Annotated in this window: 16 protein-coding genes, 1 tRNA gene and 1 pseudogene; 14 read left to right on the top strand and 4 right to left on the bottom strand. The window is 32.0% G+C overall.

The window, feature by feature from the left end; translation table 11 throughout:
- The first annotated feature begins 171 nt into the window (after window positions 1–171).
- From KPL50_RS06685 to KPL50_RS06675, 3 genes are all read left to right on the top strand, one after another.
- Window positions 172–1,170: a LacI family DNA-binding transcriptional regulator gene (locus KPL50_RS06685; RefSeq protein ID WP_216297671.1), complete on the top strand. Its 999-nt coding sequence runs from the start codon at window positions 172–174 to the stop codon at window positions 1,168–1,170.
- Between the two features lie 108 nt (window positions 1,171–1,278).
- The gene (locus KPL50_RS06680) at window positions 1,279–5,403 is read left to right on the top strand and encodes an AAA domain-containing protein (protein ID WP_216297670.1); all 4,125 of its coding nucleotides are present in this window, start codon (window positions 1,279–1,281) and stop codon (window positions 5,401–5,403) included.
- Between the two features lie 74 nt (window positions 5,404–5,477).
- Window positions 5,478–5,858, top strand: coding sequence for a hypothetical protein (locus KPL50_RS06675; protein ID WP_216297669.1), 381 nt, complete (start codon window positions 5,478–5,480; stop codon window positions 5,856–5,858).
- 81 nt (window positions 5,859–5,939) lie between these two features.
- Here the strand turns inward: KPL50_RS06675 and KPL50_RS06670 are convergent, their stop codons facing one another.
- Entirely contained in the window at window positions 5,940–6,128 is a 189-nt protein-coding gene (locus KPL50_RS06670; protein ID WP_216297668.1) for a hypothetical protein, read from the bottom strand.
- 195 nt (window positions 6,129–6,323) lie between these two features.
- Between KPL50_RS06670 and KPL50_RS06665 the strand changes: the two are divergent.
- Window positions 6,324–6,584: pseudogene (locus tag KPL50_RS06665) on the top strand (sugar phosphate nucleotidyltransferase); the annotation flags it as partial.
- 78 nt (window positions 6,585–6,662) lie between these two features.
- Here KPL50_RS06665 and KPL50_RS26910 read toward each other — a convergent pair.
- The gene (locus KPL50_RS26910; protein WP_253200481.1) at window positions 6,663–8,513 is read right to left on the bottom strand and encodes a peptidoglycan-binding protein; all 1,851 of its coding nucleotides are present in this window, start codon (window positions 8,511–8,513) and stop codon (window positions 6,663–6,665) included.
- Window positions 8,514–8,852: 339 nt separating this feature from the next.
- Here KPL50_RS26910 and KPL50_RS06655 point away from each other — a divergent pair, with 339 nt between their 5' ends.
- From KPL50_RS06655 to KPL50_RS06640, 4 genes are all read left to right on the top strand, one after another.
- Window positions 8,853–9,035 (top strand): hypothetical protein, encoded by a 183-nt coding sequence (locus KPL50_RS06655; protein WP_216297666.1) that lies wholly within the window; start codon window positions 8,853–8,855, stop codon window positions 9,033–9,035.
- Window positions 9,032–10,594, top strand: a complete 1,563-nt coding sequence (locus tag KPL50_RS06650; RefSeq protein ID WP_309245143.1) for a recombinase family protein — start codon at window positions 9,032–9,034, stop codon at window positions 10,592–10,594. The genes KPL50_RS06655 and KPL50_RS06650 overlap by 4 nt, the downstream gene beginning before the upstream one ends.
- 19 nt (window positions 10,595–10,613) lie before the next feature.
- Window positions 10,614–11,438 (top strand): sugar phosphate nucleotidyltransferase, encoded by an 825-nt coding sequence (locus KPL50_RS06645; protein WP_309245142.1) that lies wholly within the window; start codon window positions 10,614–10,616, stop codon window positions 11,436–11,438.
- Window positions 11,439–11,576: 138 nt separating this feature from the next.
- Window positions 11,577–11,652, top strand: a tRNA-Pro gene (locus KPL50_RS06640).
- A 39-nt stretch (window positions 11,653–11,691) separates the two neighbouring features.
- On the opposite strand, the gene KPL50_RS06635 is transcribed toward KPL50_RS06640, so the two are convergent.
- The gene (locus tag KPL50_RS06635; protein WP_216297665.1) at window positions 11,692–12,660 is read right to left on the bottom strand and encodes a TIM barrel protein; all 969 of its coding nucleotides are present in this window, start codon (window positions 12,658–12,660) and stop codon (window positions 11,692–11,694) included.
- A gap of 247 nt (window positions 12,661–12,907) precedes the next feature.
- On the opposite strand from KPL50_RS06635, the gene KPL50_RS06630 reads away from it, so the two are divergent.
- Window positions 12,908–14,131 (top strand): hypothetical protein, encoded by a 1,224-nt coding sequence (locus tag KPL50_RS06630; protein WP_216297664.1) that lies wholly within the window; start codon window positions 12,908–12,910, stop codon window positions 14,129–14,131.
- Between the two features lie 13 nt (window positions 14,132–14,144).
- Here the strand turns inward: KPL50_RS06630 and KPL50_RS06625 are convergent, their stop codons facing one another.
- Window positions 14,145–14,516 (bottom strand): ATP-binding protein, encoded by a 372-nt coding sequence (locus tag KPL50_RS06625; protein WP_216297663.1) that lies wholly within the window; start codon window positions 14,514–14,516, stop codon window positions 14,145–14,147.
- 247 nt (window positions 14,517–14,763) lie between these two features.
- On the opposite strand from KPL50_RS06625, the gene KPL50_RS06620 reads away from it, so the two are divergent.
- From KPL50_RS06620 to KPL50_RS06600, 5 genes are all read left to right on the top strand, one after another.
- Window positions 14,764–15,606 (top strand): CPBP family intramembrane glutamic endopeptidase, encoded by an 843-nt coding sequence (locus tag KPL50_RS06620; protein WP_216297662.1) that lies wholly within the window; start codon window positions 14,764–14,766, stop codon window positions 15,604–15,606.
- Window positions 15,607–16,033: 427 nt separating this feature from the next.
- Window positions 16,034–17,392 carry a 2-isopropylmalate synthase gene (locus KPL50_RS06615; RefSeq protein WP_253200488.1) on the top strand — a complete coding sequence of 453 codons (1,359 nt, stop codon included), beginning with the start codon at window positions 16,034–16,036 and terminating at the stop codon, window positions 17,390–17,392.
- 53 nt (window positions 17,393–17,445) lie between these two features.
- A complete protein-coding gene (locus KPL50_RS06610; RefSeq protein WP_216297660.1) occupies window positions 17,446–19,380 on the top strand; it encodes an aconitate hydratase in 1,935 nt (644 codons plus the stop codon).
- Between the two features lie 4 nt (window positions 19,381–19,384).
- On the top strand, window positions 19,385–20,389 hold the full coding sequence (locus tag KPL50_RS06605) for an isocitrate/isopropylmalate dehydrogenase family protein (protein ID WP_216297659.1): 1,005 nt from the start codon (window positions 19,385–19,387) through the stop codon (window positions 20,387–20,389).
- A 108-nt stretch (window positions 20,390–20,497) separates the two neighbouring features.
- A complete protein-coding gene (locus tag KPL50_RS06600; protein WP_216297658.1) occupies window positions 20,498–21,178 on the top strand; it encodes a pseudouridine synthase in 681 nt (226 codons plus the stop codon).
- Window positions 21,179–21,183: the final 5 nt, after the last annotated feature.

Genomic DNA, 21,183 nt, shown 5'->3' with positions numbered 1-21,183 from the left:
ACGGATATTATTGTAAAAATCATTTGAATGGGGAATAATATAATTATACTAATAGTTTAAAGTTCATATTATAGCTTGAAATAAGAAGGTTTTATAAGTATAATGATATGATAAGTGATTTGTTAGGATAAGAAAAATAATCGGATAAGAAAAAAATAGGAGTTGAGAAATATGGCTGCTTCAATAAAAGATGTTGCAAGAGAAGCGGGAGTTTCTATTGCCACAGTATCTAGAGTTTTAAATGATATAGATGTGGTAAATGAAGATACGAAGAAAAGGGTAAAGGATGCTATAAAAAAATTATCATATAGACCTAATATAGTTGCTAGAAGCTTAAAAACACAAAAATCTAGTACTATAGGAATAATTATACCGGATATATCAAATCAATTTTACCCGGAAATAGTTAGAGGGTGTGAGGACGTAGCTAATATTTATAATTATAATATTATGCTTTGCAATGCGGATTTAGATGTAGATAAAGAAATGGAAGCACTAAGAATACTTAAAGAAAAAATGATAGACGGAGTTATATATATGAGTAATTCCATAGAGCAAAATATTATAAGTTTAATAAAAGAGCTTGAAATGCCAACGGTGCTTGTAGAAACTACGGATGCTGATGGAATATTTCCTAGCGTTTCTATTGATAATATAATGGCAGCCTCAGACGCAGTAAAATACTTAATAAATAAGGGCAACAAAAAGATTGCATATGTAGGCACCACTACAGAAAAAGTTAATGCATTATCTAAAAGGTACACAGGTTACAAAAAAGGATTAGAGGAAATGGAACTAAACCTTGATAAAGATTTAGTTTATTTTGGTGGAGTTAAGGCTAGAGATGGTTATGCGGGAATTAATACTATATTAGATAGTGGTACAAAGGTAGATGCAGTATTCTGTGCTAGTGACGAAATTGCTATGGGAGTAATAAATGCATTAAGAGATAAAGATATTAAAGTCCCTGGAGACGTAGATGTTATGGGTTTTGATGATATCTATTCAGCTTCAATATTCTATCCAAAACTTACTACAGTATCTCAACCAATGTATGACATGGGCTCTGTAAGTATGAGAATGCTTATAAAATCCATAAACAATTTAGTTGTTGAGGAAAAACATTTTATATTACCTTACAGAATAGTGGAGAGAGACTCCTGTAAATAATTATAAGTCTTATTAAAACAGATAAGTTTTAATAAGACTTATAATTATTTGAAAGCGCATTATACAAAAGATATGATTTTCAATTAAAAAGTTGGAGGTAGCGAAGCTTTGAATATTAATAATAAAGTAGAAAAAGTATTTTCCTATTTACTAAGTATTAAAAATATGAATGAGAAAACGATAAGAAATATTAATGAATATGAAAGTGTATATTGGCAAAAGGAACTTCAAAACACACGCGGATGTACATTTAACTGTGATGAAAATAAGGATTATTGGTTAACTATAGATGAGAGAGCAGAAAAATTATATAATCAGTTTCAAAAAACATATCTACAATTAGAAAAAAACAGTGAAGATTTAGAGATCATCTGGTCAAATGGGCTTTTAACGTGGGAGAAGGAAGGCAAAAAAATAGTCCATCCTATTTTTACAACTAAGATGGAAATAAAATTTGATTTAGTGAAAAAAACATTTACTCTAAAGCCATATAACAACCAAACCAATGTGGAACTTGAGTTTTTAAATGAGTACTTAGAGGTTAACTTAGATAGTCTCCTAACCCTTCGTAATAAAGCAAAGGACATGGCTCTAGATGTGAGAAACATCGAAATGGCTTCAAAAATTTTTGAAGAGATAGCTATGCTTTTAAAAGCGCATATGGAAGGCTTTTATGTTGAGGAGTTAAGTGATGAATCCGATATACTGATTCAATCTAATATACAATTTTACAATGCACCTTGCATAATACTACGTAAGGTGGATACAAGACTTTGGAATATGGAACTAAATGATGTGTTGTCGCAAATAAGAGCGGGATTTCCTATTCCTAAAACTATAGAGGCCCTGGTCTCAGAGAGTGAAGTAGTACAAGATATTGACATGCTTAATGAATGGAAGGAAGTAGGAGAAGATGTGTTATTCCCACTACCTGCAAATCAAGAGCAAATGGAAATAACTAAGAGACTCGCTGAGAACTATGGCATTGTAGTACAGGGGCCACCAGGCACTGGTAAAAGCCATTCTATAGCTAATTTAATATGTCATCTATTGGCTCATGGTAAAAGGGTACTAGTTACAAGCCAAACAGATAGAGCATTAAGAGTTTTATCTAATAAAATACCAGAAGATGTTAGGGCATTATGCATTTCGATATTGGGAAATGATACGAAATCATTAGAAGAATTGGACGAGTCTGTTAGGAAAATAACAGAAAATTTATCCATGGATACGAAGGAACTACGTAAAGAAATAAAACTCCTAAAATATAAACTTATTAATTGTCGTGAGTCGCAGAAGAATTTATATGGAGAGTTAAAGTGTATTGAAGACAGAGAAAATGAAAAAATAGAATATGAGGGGCAAAAATATACCTTAATGAATATGGCTAAGTGGGTTAAAGAGAATGAAGTAGATCATTCTTGGCTAGTAGATAAGCTTGCGTTTAATGTGGAAAAGCCGCTGGACACGGAAGAATTTAAAAGGCTAGTTACCTTGTCTAGTATAATTGAAAAGGAACAAATTCATGAAATAAACAGCCTGAGAAAATACATGGAAGTACTACCTAAAGAAATTGATCTATGTGATAAAACTGCAGAATTATTTAAATTAGAGCAGCAGAAGCAAATTTATGAGGATAATGTTAAAGACTTAAATAATGCAAATGCTATAGACTATGGGAATAGAAGACTTCTAAAACTTGTAGATGATGCCATAGAAAGACTTGAAGGATTTGAAAATAACTGGCTAAAGAATGTGATGAAATATTATTATTCTAATAATGAGTCACAGGAACTTTGGAAGCAATTAGTACAAAAATGTAATGAATATATAAAAAATATAGATAAAATCAAAAAAGAATTAAATAATCATAAATTGGAACTACCAAAGGATGTTGAGATAAACAAATTTAAAATGGACTTTGATGTTGTAGCAAAAGCAATTAGAGAAAAAGGAAGACTGGGAATCATATTTAAAATGCTTCATGGAAATCTTAAATATTTATTTGAAAATTGTAAGGTGGATTTTGAACTTATAAATAGTGGTGACCAAATAGTGGTGGTTGATTTATATATAAAATTACAGCTATTAGAAAGAGAACTTAAGAATCTTTGGAACAATACAGTAAAAGAGTATGGTAGAGTGATTGTTGATGATTCAGATTTAAACTATATAATTGGATTGTCTGAGGATATTAAAAGTATTCAAACAATTATGGACTTTGACAAAGACTTCAGAAATAACATAATTAATTTTTTGCCAGATAAGAGTATCAACGGCGAAAATACGCCCGGCAAAAATTTGCCCGGCAAAAATTTGCCGAGTAGTCTATCTTGGTATGAAAAAGAAACATATATTTATCTTAAAAAGGGATTCGAGAGTTTAAAGTACATAAATAAATATAATAAATTGTGCTGTGAAATGGAAGAAATAAAGAAAACCTTTAATAATAGCGGGTGTTTAGAAAAATTACACAATGCTATAAACAAAAGGGACATCTGCGGTATACAAGCTATTTATGCAGAAATAGATAATCTAATGAAAGTAGCTCCTCAGGTGTTAGAATTAAAAGAGCTAAGAAATAAATTAGAAGCATGCTGTCCATTTTTACTTAAAAACATCACAAATGGTGAAAATGAAATTATGATAAATTTACAGTGTGCAGATTGGGAAAAGGCTTGGAAGTGGAGTAAATGGAATGAGTTCTTAAGTAAATTAGGTGAGGCCCCTGTAGAAGCCTTAGAGAAAAATGTAGCGCAAGAAAAGATTAAAGAAAAATATATTATAGGAGAACTTGTTTCCAAAAGAAGTTGGTTTAATCAAATAGAGCGTACTACAGAAGCTCAAAAAAGAAGTTTATTTACTTGGATGGAAGCTATAAAAAGAATTGGAAAAGGGACAGGCACACAGGCGGTAAAGTATAGAAAAATCGCGCAAAAGGAAATGGACAATTGTAAAGATGTGATCCCTGTGTGGATTATGCCAATAAATAGAGTTATGGAAAATTTAAAGCTTACAGAAAATTTATTCGACGTGGTAATTGTTGACGAGAGCAGTCAAAGTGACATATCAGCTATAACGGTTTTGATGCGGGCTAAGAAGGCAATTATTGTAGGAGATGAAAAGCAAATAAGCCCTGAAGCCATTGGGAAGGACCATGCGGTGGTAGAAAATTTAATTAATACATACTTAGAAGGTATACCACATGCTGAGTGGTTTGATTTAAAAACTAGTTTATACAATACTGCCCTAAGAGTATTTCCAAATAGGTTGTTATTGAAAGAGCACTTTAGATGCGTACCAGAAATAATTGGCTTTAGTAATGAATTGTGCTATTCAAACGAAATAATACCTTTAAGAAGAATAGATGTAACTGAAAAAGTTGGTCCCTTTATAGTAACTTCTAAAGTTATAGATGGATGCAGGGATGAAACGAAGGCTGTAAATATACCCGAGGCAGAGTGCATTGTAGATAAGATAGTAGAGTGCTGTAGTAACTCGCGGTATAACGGAATGACTATGGGGGTTATATCTCTTCTAGGTGACGCTCAAGCTGAATTAATACAAAGCCAGTTAGTAGAGAGGCTTGGCATGGAGGAAATGCTTCACAGAAGACTTATCTGTGGAGATGCTTATTCCTTCCAAGGAGATGAGAGAGATATAATGTTCCTATCTATGGTTATTGCAAATAATGCTAAGTTTGCAGCTCTAACTAAAGGGTCGGACATAAGAAGATTTAATGTGGCAGCCAGTCGAGCAAGAAATCAAATGTGGCTATTTCACTCAGTAGATTTAGAGAACCTTAATAATAAGTGTGTTAGGTACTCCTTATTAAAATATTGTTTAGAACAGAATGAACGAAGGGAAGAGGTTAAATCTTCACAATATTTATTATTAAATGATTTTGAAGAGCATATAGCAAGGAGTATAAAGGACCTTGATTATAAGCTTACACCAAAAGTTAAAGTTGGAAAATATACTATAGATTTTGTTGTAGAAACAGATTTATCCTCGGAAATGGAGCAGGCTAATTATAAAAAAATAGCAGTGCAGTGTATCGGAATGACATCGGATGAAGATTATAATTGGCAAAAGAACTATGAAATGCAGATGTGCCTTGAAAGAATGGGTTGGGAATTTTATAAAATACGTGCTAGTGAATTTTATAGAAATCCAAGAGTAGCTATGGAAAAATTGACAGAAAAATTAAGCGATATTAAAATGCAAATGTAATAATAGGTATCATGACAGCAATATACTAAAGTATAAATCTTTTAAATAAGAGGGTGAGAGGGATGACTAGCGACGTGAAGAATATAATATGGATGATATGGAGAAATAGCGAAGGTGAATCATTTAAAGTAGGCGAATTATCTAGACGAGAAGAAAAATATTATTTTAAATATGATGCTTCAGGTGTTAAAAAAGCTGAAGAGTATGGATTTTATCCATTACCAGATTTACCTAGAATAGATGTAGAGTATTTCAGAGAAGAATTATTTAGTTCCTTTTCAAAGCGTCTTCCCGGGTATGGTAAGAAGGATATAAGCTCTGTTTTAAGGCAATATGAACTTGAAGAATATGATACCTTTGAATTACTAAAGAAAAGTGGGGGTAAAATTTCAACAGATAGCCTTGAATTCATTTACCCATTTGATGAGAAGCCCATTGTTTTGGATGAAAAATAAATATGTTTAAATATAAAGTGTGTAAAATGAAAATATATGTTTTCATTTTACACACTTTATAATTTTAAAACCGTTCAAACTTTAATCTTTAGGAAATACTGAAAATTCATTAAAAGTATCATCTGGGTATTCGTTACCTGGATAATCATAGCTTTTATCTTTATCTTTCTGTGCATTGTGTCCTATAGAATTTACCAACTCTCTAAACTCCCCAAAATAATTGTCCTCAGGCATATCATCATAAGGGTAAGGTGTATCTTTAGGTAACATAATCTGACTCTTCCTTTCTAAATATATTTTAAAAAGCGTGAAATGAAACGAAGTTGCTCTTCACTATATATATTGGATAAAAAACTATTAAATTATTCAGAAAAATGCTCAGAGCATTATTTATTCTAAATTGTGCTCACAACATAGACCAAGGCTTCATAAAATGAAATGAGTAATAAATTGGGGTGGTATTTTTTGCTATATGTACTAATTTTAGCAGGTGGAAAAGGAACAAGACTTTATCCTCTATCTCGTGCACAAAACCCAAAGCAGTTTTTGAATATTATTAATAATAAGAGCTTTTTAAGAAGCACTGTGGATAGAATAAAATGCTTAGTTAGAAATGAAAATATTTACGTAGTTACCAACGAAGATTATTTTGATAAAATTTGCAAAGAACTTCCAGAGATTCAAAAATCCAATATATTTGTAGAGCCTAGTAATAAGGAGACCTCCTTATTAACTTTATAGGTCATTTTTAAGATGGAAAAAGCCCCATATGTATTTATACATATGGGGCTTTGATGCATAATGTTAGTTAAGTTTTAATTCTTGTATTCCTGATACAGAACTTGTAGCATCCATTTTAAATGTAGTTTTAGCTACTTCCGTAGTGAAATACACATTTCCTATAACTTTAGTATCTATTAATTGGAAATTCTTCGCTGATACATAAAGGTTACCAACAAAAATTCCCTTTTGAATACTAGCATCAATACTCTTAATTGTTAATTTTGGAGCCGTTAAAGTAAATTTACGAGTTGTAACATACTTGTCATCTTGAGAATAAAGAGCTATTTTTCTCATTGAAACAGGCGGAACTTTTGTATTCATTTTATCGCCATCTAAAACAAGTTCTTTAGTAGTAGTTAAATCTTTTGAAACAGAAGCAATCCAGTTACCTTTTACGCTAATTGCATTTTCAAAAGCAGCTACATCTTTTACTAATGAAGCACTTGTTACAGCGTCAATTTGTATTAATTCTTTGTTTCCTGTTATAGAACTAGTAGCATCCATTTTGAATGTATCTTTGGCTTCTTGAGTAGTGAAGAATACATTTCCAACAACTTTAGTATCTATTAACTGGAAATTTTTTACTGAAACATAAATGTCACCAACAAAAGTACCTTTTTGAATACTAGCATCAATACTCTTAATTGTTAATTTTGGAGCTGTTAAAGTAAACTTACGAGTTGTAACATGCTTATCATCTTGAGAATAAAGAGCTATTTTACGTTGTGAAACAGCCGGAACTTTTGTATTCATTTTATCGCCATCTAAAACAAGTTCTTTAGTTGTAGTTAAATCTTTTGAAACAGAAGCAATCCAATTACCTTTTGTACTAATTGCATTTTCAAAAGCAGCCACATCTTTTACTAATGAAGGACTTGTTATAGCATCTACTTCTATTAATTCTTTGTTTTTTGCTATAGAGCTAGTAGCATCCATAGTAAATGAATCTTTTGCTGCTTGAGTAGTGAAATATACATTTCCTTTAACGATAGCACCTTTTAACTTAAAGTTTGCTGCGGAAACATAAATATCGCCTATAAAAGTTCCATTTTCTAAACTAGCATTAGGACTCTTAATAGTTAGTTTAGGAGCTGTTAAAGTGAATTTAGCAGTTACAACTTTCGTACCATCTGCTTTAGTGTCTTGAGTGTAAAGACCTATCTTACGTTGTACAACAGGAGGAGTTTTTGTATTTACAAATTCGCCGTCTAAAACGAGGTCCTTAGTAGTAGTTAAATCTCCTAGAGTAGTAATAATCCATGTACCGCCTGTTTCTTTAGTGCTTATTGCCTTTTCAAAATTCGCTACAGTATTTACTAATGAAGCAGTTGTTACAACATCTACAACTGGTGGTACCACTACAACTGGTGGGTTAACAACTGGTGGAGTAACTACTGGTGGTTTAACAACAGGTGGAGTAACTACTGGTTTTGCATTTAACTTTGCAATAGTAGCTGGTCCAACTAATCCATCAATAGCAAGACCGTTCTTACCTTGAAAGTTCTTAACTGCAGCTAAAGTTAGTTTACCAAAGAAGTTATCAGCTTTGAGCTTGTATCCGAATTTGTTAAGGCTAGTTTGTAGAAGCGTAACATCACTACCTACAGAACCTGACCTAAGTAAACGGGTATAACCTGTTGATATATAGTTAGTTGTTGTCTTACTTGATGTAGATGGTTTAGATGGTGTAGATGGTTTAGATGGTTTAGAAGGTTTTTTAGTTGGTGTAGTCGGTTTAGCTGGAGTAACTACTCCAGTAGCTGCTGAAACAGTATCTACACCAAAAGGTCCGAGTTTTGGACTATCTACTGCAATAGTAAGTGCAAATATTGCTACTAAAGCGCAGCTTAATGCTTTTAATCTTTTATTCAATGAAATCCCCCCCTATTTATATTATGTATATTATATTTTAACGAAATAAAAACAAATTAATTCTATGTTAATAAATTAACAACTACGTTTGTTAATTGTCAAACTAAAGGAATATACTGTTATTATTCGTAAAATATTTACAAGCAAATTATACCAAAAGAATAGTAAAAAGTAATCATATTGTTCATATTGTTCATAATTAAATGAAAATTCATATAAAAGTATGTTAAATTTTAAATCAATTAAGAGATAAATACAATAAAGATTGATATATATAATAAACATTACTATTATTTTTATAGCATATATTAAAGTGAAGTACTTAATGGAGGATTTGCAGTGACAAAAATTATTTTCAAAATAGAGAGGCACTATGGAAATAAGGATTTAAAAACAATAATAGAGAATCTATTGTCAATAAGGCTTTCAAATGTAAAATTTAATAGTGAAGAGTATGATAAAACATATTACAATATGCACACTGATAAAAAAGCCATCCATCAGGAGTCAAGTATTCAGTGAATAGTTTGAGAAAAACATGGAATGTAGCGGTTTATGCAAGAGTTTCATCAGATAAGAAGGAGCAACAGGAGTCAATGCCGGCACAGGTGCAAAGTTTAAAAAAATGGTTACTTGAAAAAAGTGAAACGGACAGCGAGTCTGTATATAATCTTGTAGAGGTATATGAAGATTCAGGATTTTCTGGCTCTAATTTTGAAAGAGATAGCTTTATTCGAATGAAGGAAGACATAGAGCAAGGCATAATAAATATGATTGTAACCCGTGACCTTTCGAGATTTTCTAGAAACTATATTACAGCGGGATATTATTTAGAGGAGTATTTTAAGGTTAATGAAGTACGGTTTATATCTGTGCTTGATAATGTAGACACACTACAGGAAATAAACGATATCATACCATTTAAAAACATATTAAATGAGATGTATATTAAAGATTGTTCAAGGCGGTCAAGGGATGGACTAAAGCAAAGAATGATACGGGGATCATCAATTGCAAGCAAGCCACCTTATGGCTATAAGTTTGAAGAAGAATACGCGGGCAATGTAAAAACAATTAGATTAGTAGCGGAACAGGATGAGACAACGGAAACTGTAAAAGAAATATTTGAACTATATATTAAAGGGTATGGGTTTGGAAAATTAGCAACTTATTTAAATTTGAAAGGAATAGCCCCACCTTCTGCAAAATTAAATAATTTCGCTTTTTCTAAATTTGGACTTTGGACCAATAATACAATTAAAGCAATTTTAAATAACCCTAAATATGGGGGCATTATGGTTCAAGGAAGATGGAGGAAAATTAGTTATAAAATAAAGAAAGTGAGAGCTACACTTCAGGAAGAATGGATTTATGGGGGGGAGTTTAAAGGCATAGTATCAAAAGAAATATTTGAAGAAGTACAAAATATTATAAGTAAAAGATCTACAAATTATAGATATAAAGGCCAAAATGTATATATATTTTCTTCAGTACTGAAATGTAATGAATGTGGAGGAAGTATGTCCTATCGAAAAAAATTTCAAGGCTATAAATGTACTAATAGTCAAATGGGCGGAGGAAGATGTACTGCACACTCTTTAAAGGAAGAAGAGCTAAAGGATATTATAATTTCTGATTTAAAACAATGTGCTTTAAGAGAATTAAATGAAAAAGATATATATAATAAAATAGATAAGTATATTAATAAAAGTGAAAACCATGCTACGAAACTTAAGAATATAGAAGGTGAATTAAGAAAGTTGGATAGACAGTTCCAGGAACTATATTTGGATAAGTTTAATGGAAAAGTAAGTGAAAGAAATTTTGAGATTTTATCCAATAGTATTGAAAAAAAACAACAAGCATCAATTAACCGGAAAAAGGAAATACTATTAAAATTAGAATTATTTAATAATTATGAGGATATGTATATGGTTTATAAAAGTGAGATTGACAAAGTTTTATCCTTTCAAAGCTTAGATAGAATTATGGTAGAAAGCTTAATAGAAAAAATTATTATTTCTGAAGATAAGCAAATGAAACAAAAGAGCATTGATATATTTTATAAATTTAAAATTTAATTATAAGATAACCTATAAGGTGAATAAGGGGACTGCTACGTGTATAGGTCTATCTGCTGCCAAGCTATTAAAACAAGACAAGGAAGCTACCATGATAGTTCTACCATCTGATCATTATATAGAAAATGAAAAGGAATTTAAAGAAACAGTGCTGCAAGCAGTTGAAATTGCAAACAAAAAAAGAGGGCTAGTAACCATAGGTGTTCAGCCCACAAGACCAGAAACTGGTTATGGTTATATAGAAATGGGAGATAGGGCACCCGGTGATATGCCCACGTTCAAAGTAGAACGTTTTTTAGAAAAGCCTAACACAGAAGTAGCAAAGGATTTGCTCTTAAAAGGAAACTTCCTTTGGAATAGTGGTATGTTTGTATGGAGAGCAGATGTGTTTTTGCGAGAGATGGAGAAGTACTTACCTAAGATGTATAAGCGATTAATGACGGTATATCAGGCTATAGACACTGATGAAGAAAGTGAAGTAATAAAAGAACAGTACAATGAGATTGATGGAATATCAGTGGATTTTGGAATAATGCAAAAGACTAGAAAGGCTTTTGTTATAAAATGTGAGTTTGTATGGGATGACATAGGAACCTTTGCAGCACTTTCGAGATTTCTAAGCAATTTACGGGGTAACAATGTTTTGGGTAATACATTTATGGAAGAAAGTCAAAATTGTTCAGTATTTGGTAAGGATAGATTGATAATTGGATTTGGTATAAAGGATCTTATAATTGTTGACGCAGGAGATGTAATATTGGTAATGGATAAAAATAAGGACCAAGAGATCAAGCACCTGGTTAATGAACTTAAGGAGTATGACGAAACAGAAAAATATATATAATCTAATAATCAGAAATAATTCCATCGCATATTATGTGGTGGAGTTTTTCGGTTATTATGTCTTTACAGAAATGTTTCAGAAATATTTGTAAAAGTTGTTGACAATTATGCATTTATTTTGTATAATAAATCTTGTCGCCGGGGTGTAGCGCAGCTGGGAGCGCGCGTGGTTTGGGACCATGAGGTCGCAGGTTCAATCCCTGTCACCCCGACCAAAAAAAGAGTTGTCTTATGACAATTCTTTTTTTTCGATATTATATTTGCAAAGCTTTATTCTGAATTGTAATATACTCATCCAACTCTACAAAAGAATTTGTGATAAATTCATAAATGACATATTCTGGATTGATGAAATCAATAAGTTTTTTAACATCTATATCACTAAATGGCTTATGCATGTCTATTTTCATTATATGAAAAAGCACGTTTTTTTTCATTTCATTAATTGGTAATTTACATTTCTGATTTGCTTGTATTTGCTCTTTTACATATTTTCCTGACAAAGAGCAGTTAAGATGTATACCTTTTATGAATTTCTTTAATTCACCAAGATTACTTACTGTATCTAAAATGTATCGTATTCCCTCTTTCTCATTGTTAAGATCAAAATTAGTATTCATTAAGTGACCAGTATCTAGCATAAATCCACTATTAGAGTACTGAACCGCTTCTAATAATCTAAGTAGCATATCTTTGCTAAGCATGGTTAAACCAGGTATCCATAGATTTTCAAATAATAGTTTTATGTTTGTATTTAAACATTTGAAAACTTCATTTATTAATTCTGCTGCTGCATCTATGATCTCCTCATCAGTGTATGTAAAATCATAGGTGTATGAATGCTCCACTTGCACATGTGCCACATGAAAAACCACATACTCAGCACCGATTTTATCAGCCTGCTGTATTTCATTTCTGTAATGATCTATTATGCACTCTCTAGTTGTTCCACCATAATAATTCTTTACTTTCTCCATGCTACCAAACTGTCTTAATAATTCACTTTCGTTATTATTCCAAAAATCAAGCCAAGTAGGATAGTACTTTAAATGTACGCCGCGAACTATACTCCTCGGAACAATATTTTCATCCCATATTAAAGGATTTAAAAGCTCTACACCATCTATATTATGTTTTCCTAAGAAATTTGTTATTTCTGAGCTATGGCAATGAAACCTATCCATATCACATTGATAGGTTGAAAGATTTATAAGTTTTAGCAATTAGAACCCCTCCATTTTGTTCTTATTTTAAAATTTACTACTAACTATTGCGACTTTTAAAATAGTATATCATATATTTTGAGAATTATTGGTTTACAGGGAATATCTAATGATTTTAATTTCCTCATAATAACAATTTATAAAAAACACATAAAATACACACAATGTTGACACGGTGTTGACATGATAAGTGGATAAGATATAAAGTATCCAAACAATAAAAATATATAAATGAGGAGAGATTAAATTGAAAAGTATATCTTTGAAAACAAAAATAGTAACAGGATTAATAACAGGAGGCATGCTTTTATCCTCTGTTAGTTTAGCTTTTGCAACAACTAACAAACCGGTAAGTAGTAATGGAAAGGCACCACTCGCAAATGAGTTAAGGCAAGGGAAAGGTGAACTGGAGGCTACACTTAAATTAGGTGTTAGTTCAAACACAATTACACAAGCAGAAAGCGATAAAATTTTAGCGTACCAAAATAGTAAAATTAAAACTAAAGATAAAAAAGAAGTGAATAAAGGGGAAAGACCTGATTTTTATAAAGAATTAGTTAGTAACGGAATATTGACACAGGCAAAGGCGGATGCCCTAAAATCTAGTGAGCAAATTCAAAGGGATGCGAAAATGCAATTAGATTTAGAAACAAATTTAGCAAAGCTTGTAACTGATAAGACTATAACTCAGGATCAATCAGATAAAATTAAAGCTGCTATGATTAAAGAGCAAGCTACGATAAAAGCAAATTTTGAAAAGACTAAAGATATGACTAAGGAAGAGCGCATCGAATATATGGATGCAAACAAGGATAATCACATTAATCCATTAAAAGCGCTTGTAGATAGTGGAATTATAACACGGGCTCAGGCTGAAAAAATAGGCTTTGGTGGCCTTGGAAAATCAAATGGGAAAGCAGATTTTAGAAATGAATTTAGACAACCCAAAGCTCAACTAGAAGCTACGCTTAAGGTAGCTGTTAGTTCAAACATAATTACACAGGCAGAAAGCGATAAAATTTTAGCATACGAAAGTAGCAAAATTAAAGCTAAAGATAATAAAGAAGTGAATAAAGCAGAAAAACCTGATTTTTATAAAGAATTAGTTAGTAACGGAATATTGACACAGGCAAAGGCGGATGCTCTAAAATCTAATGAGCAAATTCAAAGGGATGCTAAAAGACAATTAGATTTAGAAACAAATTTAGCAAAGCTTGTAGCTGATAAGACTATAACTCAGGGTCAATCAGATAAAATTAAAGCTGCCATGATTAAAGAACAAGCTGCAAAGAAAGCAGATTTTGAAAAGACTAAAGATATGACAAAGGAAGAATGCAAAGCATATATGGATGCAAACAAGGATAATCATATTAGTACATTAAAAGCTCTTGTAGATAGTGGAATTATAACTCAGGCTCAAGCTGACAAAATAGGTCATGGTGGTCATATGTCGGGTTTAAATGGCAAATAATTTATTATAATACTTAAATTAGAGTTAATTTGTAAATATAAGGAGCACGATAGGTATAAAAATATCGTGCTCTAATTGTTCCTTTATGTTTCTCTGCTATACTTTTTACTATTGCAAGGCCAAGTCCTGACCCACCATTATCTGCATAACCATACCCCCTGCAAAGAATACTTTTATCGTCTTTTATTATTGAAACAACTGCACCCTTTGTAGTTTTTTTGTTTATTAAATTAGTAACCTCAGTTTCAACAAGACTCTTTATTTCCTTGTCAGTAATTTTTACGCTTGTCGCTGCATGAACCGTACACTGTAATCCCAATAATATAGAAAATAATATAAATAAGACATTCATAAATCTCAACTTACTTGTTAATAATTTGTTCATTAAATAATCCATCCCTTCAATACATATTTAAATTTAATTTAAATATACAGCAAGGGTCACATCATTAATTAACTTATTTCTTACGATTTTATAACGAAATTTTTAATTTGTAGTTATAATGATTAAATTTCAGCATATGGTTAAAGGATTAGCATAGTAAAGACATTTTAACTAATATATAGTATGATTAGTATATTACAAACTGCAAGTATGTTAAGAAATACAATAAGGTAGAGAGCGTGATATTATGAAATTTTTAAAAAGTATAGAAGAAGAAACTATAAGTATTAATCAAATGAGCATAATCAAAGCTTTTTTTGTAATGATTGTATCGGTCTTATTAGAATCCTTAGGACAAATACCTATAGTAATATTAAATATATTTTCTGAACAATATACAAATGTAGCACCATATATAAACTTTACTGCAGGGGTATTAGTTAAATATTTTGTTATTATTATTTTATTAAAATGGTATAGTAAAACAGACTACCAAAAGACTAATAAACACAGCATCAATGGAAAAAAAATTATTTGTGTGGCGTTAATTATTATAGGTTTTAGATTAGCATATGATAATAGCTTAATTTACTGGGTTAATAAGATACCTATGCCTGATGGTATAAATCAAGCCTTTGAAGAATTAGCTATTTCACCTATTGTTTTGATACTTACAGTTGCCGTTATAGCACCTATATATGAGGAAGTTATTTTTAGAGGGATTTTGCTAAAGGGTATGGCGAGTAAAATAGACCCAACATTAGCACTTATAGTTTCAGCCTTATTTTTTGCTTTGGTTCATTTGAATATCCCCCAGGGCATAAACGCATTTTTGCTAGGATTGATTATTGGAGCAATATATCTAAATACAGGTTCAATTTATTTATGTATATTTGCACACTTTGTGAATAATTCTGTTGGAATTACAATATCAGGAGCCTTCGAATTAATAAGTGGAAAGAACGCCGTATTAATTCGTGGGACAGCTTTTATCCTAGGAATTACAATTTTAATTTCTGCCTATGGATGGTACAAGCGAAATAAACCTGGAGATATGTTAGACATATACAAAGAGTTTACGGAAATATAATATTAAGCCACAAAACAAAGTCTTCCATTGTAAAGATAATCATGATTATCTTTACAATGGAAGACTTTGTTTATTTTATTGCTACTTTTTATGAAATGATTATTTTAAATTATCACCATTAATTATTTTAAAATTACATAATAATAATAATTCTGGAGTGAAGGAATATATTGTTATGGATGGAAATTTACTTATAGATTTAATTTTTATGAGAGTTGTTATTGAAAAAAATGACGGATTAGTCATGTGGAATTGCATAATATCTTTACAAGTCAACCTTTAGGCTATATAATAATCATTAAATTGAATTTTTAATACCTGAATAATTCATAAAACTTATAATTATATGTAATACTTAAAAAAAAGTTAATAAGGAGAATGACAAATGAAGAAGCTGCAAATAACAAATTATAACGATGCGCGTAAGATGGGGATAATTAATTTACAGGCAAGGCATGAACAGCAGCCAATGCTATACAAAGATATATTCCCATACTCAGAAATTCCAAAGGTGGTTTTTGGAAGTCAGCAGATCCCAATGTTTATACCAGAAGATATTTGGATCACGGATACTACATTTAGAGATGGACAACAGGCTATGGACACCTATACTGAGGAGCAAATCATTACAATATTTGACTATCTACACAAGCTTGATAATAATTCTGGGATAATTAGACAGACAGAATTTTTCTTGTATACTGAAAAGGATAGAAATGCAGCTCTAAAGTGTTTGGAAAGAGGATATAAATTTCCAGAGGTAACTTCTTGGATAAGAGCTAATAAGGAAGACTTTAAGCTGGTAAAGGACATGGGACTAAAGGAAACAGGAATGCTTATGTCCTGTTCAGATTATCATATATTCAAAAAATTGAATAAAACAAGGCTGCAGGCAATGGATTTATACCTTTCGTTGGTGGAAGAAGCCTTGGCAAATGGTATAGCTCCAAGATGCCATCTTGAAGATATAACTAGAGCTGATTTTTTTGGATTTGTAGTACCCTTTGCACAAAAGCTTATGGAACTTTCAAAGAAATCGGGTATCAAGATAAAAATCAGGGCATGTGATACACTGGGACTAGGGTTACCTTATGCAGGAACGCAGTTACCAAGAAGTGTACAACATATAATACATGGACTAAGAGTTTATGCAGGGGTTCCCCCAGAGGCTCTTGAGTGGCATGGGCATAATGACTTTCATAATGTGGTATCCAATGCTACTACGGCATGGCTTCATGGGTGTTCAGCTATAAATACTTCTCTTTTTGGTATCGGTGAAAGAACAGGAAACTGCCCCTTAGAAGCTATGATTATAGAATATGGTCAAATAAAAGGGAACGTAAAAGATATGAATCTAAAGCTTATATCAGAAATTGGACAATATTTTGAAGGTGAGTTTAAGTATAGTATTCCACCAAGAACACCATTTGTAGGTAGTGAATTCAATGTTACGAGAGCTGGTATACATGCAGATGGCATATTAAAGGATGAGGAAATATATAATATTTTTGATACTGAAAAAATATTAGGTAGACCAATTGTTGTAGCAGTTAATGAACATTCAGGTCTTGCAGGAATAGCAGCTTGGGTTAATACTTATTTTAGATTAAAGGAAACAGACAAAATAGATAAAAAAGATGAGAGAATTCATATTATAAAAGAATGGGTAGATAAGCAATACGAGACTGGTAGAAACACTGTAATGAAAAATGAGGAACTAGAATTAATTGCAAAGAACGTTATTCCAGAGTTAATTGTAAAAACACAAAACACCGCAGTCTGTTGATATGAGTTAGATATTTTTAATACTATTTATATGTGAAGAAATGGAGGAATATTATGAAATTTACTGCAGCACAAAAGATAATTAAGGCCCATTTAGTTAATGGTGAGATGATTTCTGATCTTGAGATTGCAATTAAAATAGATCAAACTCTAACGCAAGATTCTACAGGTACAATGGCCTACCTTCAATTTGAGGCTATGGGGATTGATAAAGTCCAAACTAAAAAATCTGTTGCTTATATAGACCATAATATTCTGCAAACTGGTCCAGAAAATGCAGATGATCATTTATATATACAGACCGTTTGCAAAAAACATGGTATATACTTTTCTAAACCTGGAAATGGTATTTGTCATCAAGTTCATTTAGAAAGATTCGGAGTTCCAGGACAAACACTACTTGGATCAGATAGCCATACTCCTACAGGCGGAGGCATAGGTATGCTTGCTATAGGGGCAGGAGGGCTAGATGTAGCTGTTGCAATGGGTGGTGGAGAATATTATATAATAATGCCTAAAATTGTAAAGGTAGAGTTAATAGGACAACTTAATCCTTGGGTTTCAGCAAAAGATATTATATTAGAATTATTAAGACGATTAACAGTTAAGGGCGGAATTAATAAAATATTTGAATATGCAGGGGACGGAATTAAAACTCTAACAGTGCCAGAAAGAGCAACAATTACAAACATGGGTGCGGAACTTGGAGCCACTACCTCAATCTTTCCTAGCGATGAGATAACCTATGAATTTTTAAGCGCGCAGAATAGAGAAAGCGATTATATAGAGCTTAAGGCAGATGAGGGAGCAGAATATGATGAGATAATCCAAATAGATTTGTGCACAATTGAGCCTCTTGCTGCTTGCCCTCATAGTCCGGATAAGGTAGTTCCTGTATCATCACTAAAAAACATAAAGGTAGACCAAGTGTTAATAGGAAGCTGCACTAATTCATCTTATGCAGATATGATGAAAGTTTCCAAAATACTTAAAGGGAAAACTATTCCAGAAGAAATGTCACTTGCTATATCTCCAGGTTCAAAGCAAGTTTTAAATATGCTTTCTAAAAATGGTGGACTTTCTGATATGATTGATGCTGGTGCAAGAATTTTAGAAAGTGCCTGTGGTCCATGTATAGGAATGGGGCAATCACCTTCAACTGATGCAGTATCATTAAGAACCTTTAATAGAAATTTTAAAGGCAGATCTGGAACTATGTCAGCTAAGGTTTATATCGTGAGTCCAGAAGTGGCGGCTGCGTCATCACTTACAGGGCACATAACTGACCCAAGAGATTTTGGACAAGCGATTAAAGTGACTATGCCAGAAAAATTCACAATTAATGATAATTTGATTATAAATCCAGCAGAGAATGGTAAAAATATAGAAGTAAAAAGAGGGCCTAATATAAGGCCATTCCCTAAAGTAGAAAAATTAAAAGAAAATGTTACCGGAAAGGTTTTAATTAAATTAGAGGACAATATTACAACGGATGATATAATGCCATCTAATGCTAAGTTACTACCCTTTAGGTCCAATATTCCTTATTTATCAGAATTTTGTTTAACTCCTTGTGATGAGAATTTTCCAGCTGTGGCTAAAGAAAATGGTGGTGGAATTATTATTGCAGGCTCAAATTATGGGCAAGGATCGAGTCGCGAACATGCGGCACTTGCGCCTCTTTATCTAGGTATTAAGGCTGTTATAGCGAAATCTTTTGCAAGAATTCATAAGGCTAATCTAATTAATAACGCTATAATACCCTTGGTATTTGAGAATGTTAATGACTACAAAGATATATCAGTGATGGATGAATTAATCATTGAAGATGCTGGGGCGCAGATTAAAAGTGGTATTGTCATTGTACGTAATATAACAAAGGGATCTGAGTATAAAACTCGACCTGAAGTAACACAAAGAGAAAAAGAGATGCTTATATATGGTGGATTAATAAATCTTATGAAAAACAAGAAAAAGGCAGGCGAATAGAAGCATGGAACATAATATTACACTTATACCTGGCGATGGAGTTGGCCCAGAAGTAACTTCCGCTGCTGTTAAAGTAATAGATCATAGTGGAGCTTGCATTGCTTGGGAAATAGTACGTATGGGGGCAGAGGTTATAGAGGAATTTAATACTCCTATACCTGCCTACGTTTTAGAAAGTATTAAAAAAAATAAAGTTGCACTTAAAGGGCCTGTAACTACGCCGGTTGGTACGGGATTTAAAAGTGTAAATGTTACATTGAGGCAGGAATTAAATCTTTACGCTAATATAAGGCCAATAAAAACATTTGAAGGGGTTCCAGCAAGGTATGATGATGTAGATTTAATAATAGTAAGAGAAAATAGTGAAGATTTATATGCAGGAATAGAGCATATGATTACAGAGGATATTGCAGAGAGCATAAAGATAATAAGTAAGAAGGCTAGCGATAGAATAGTAGAATATGCTTTTAAATTAGCAAAGCAGCAGAATAGAAAAGAAGTAATAGCGGTTCACAAGGCAAATATTATGAAGCTTTCCGATGGATTATTTTTAAAATGCGCGAGAAACATAGCCTCGATGCATAAAGAAATAGCCTTTGGTGATGTTATAGTTGATGCTATGAGCATGAAGCTTGTTATGAATCCAGAAAAATATGATGTGCTTGTAATGCCTAACCTATATGGAGATATTCTATCAGATATGGCAGCGGGACTAATCGGCGGACTAGGACTCGTTCCTGGTGCAAATATTGGAGAAGAAGGTGCGGTTTTTGAGCCAGCTCACGGATCTGCACCAGACATAGCGGGTTTAAACATAGCAAATCCTACTGCCTGTATTTTATCTGGTGTTATGATGCTAAGATATATAGGCGAAGTAGAAGCTGCAGACAAAATAGAGAAAGCTGTGGAAGCTGTGTTGAAAGAGGGGAAATATTTAACTTGTGATTTAGGTGGTAATACTGGAACACAAGAGTTTGCAGAAGCTGTAATTAATAAAATGGGAAAATAAATATTTAATATCTATTAATTTAATAGTTGTTAAAAAATAACTCATGGGTTAATGTAATTTTAAATAAGCCATTTTAGTGGGGTTAAGTGAAAGGATAAAGATATAAAAATGAGAATAAATAAACTTCTTAGTAATCATGGTATTTGTTCGAGAACAGATGCAAATAGACTTATCCTGGAAAATAGAATAATAGTAAATGGGAAGCTTTGCACGCCCGGACTATGGGTAGAAGAAGTAGATATTATTCTTATTGATAATGAACCTATTCCAGTGAAAGATAAAATCTATATTGCATTAAATAAGCCAGTTGGAATTACCTGTACAGCGGAAAAGACGGTGAAAAGCAATATAATTAATTTTATGAATTATCCAGAGTATATATTTCCAGTTGGTAGACTCGACAAAGCCTCAGAAGGGTTAATATTAATGACAAATGATGGAGATCTTGCAAATAAAATTTTAGAATCGGAAAATGAACATGAGAAAGAATATATAGTAACTTTGAATAAGCCTTTTGATGATTCTTTTATTAAAGGAATGTCTGAAGGTGTGGAAATTTGTGGAGTTATAACAAGACCTTGCAAGGTTAATAGAGTAAGCGAAAATATTTTTAGTATTATTCTCACCCAGGGACTAAATAAACAAATTCGTAGAATGAGCAGTTCTTTTGGTTTTAAAGTTGTGAGACTAGAGAGAATTCGAATTATTAACATAAAAATTCATGGTATAGATAACGGTAAGTGGCGATACTTAACAGAGAAAGAGATAACAGAATTACAAAATGGATAACAGAA

Origin of the sequence: Clostridium sp. CF012 (assembly GCF_018861755.1) — a bacterium.
In the GTDB taxonomy this organism is placed as follows: domain Bacteria; phylum Bacillota; class Clostridia; order Clostridiales; family Clostridiaceae; genus Clostridium_AD.
Note: the sequence above shows the minus strand (reverse complement) of the source record. Positions and strands in the feature narration are given on the sequence as shown.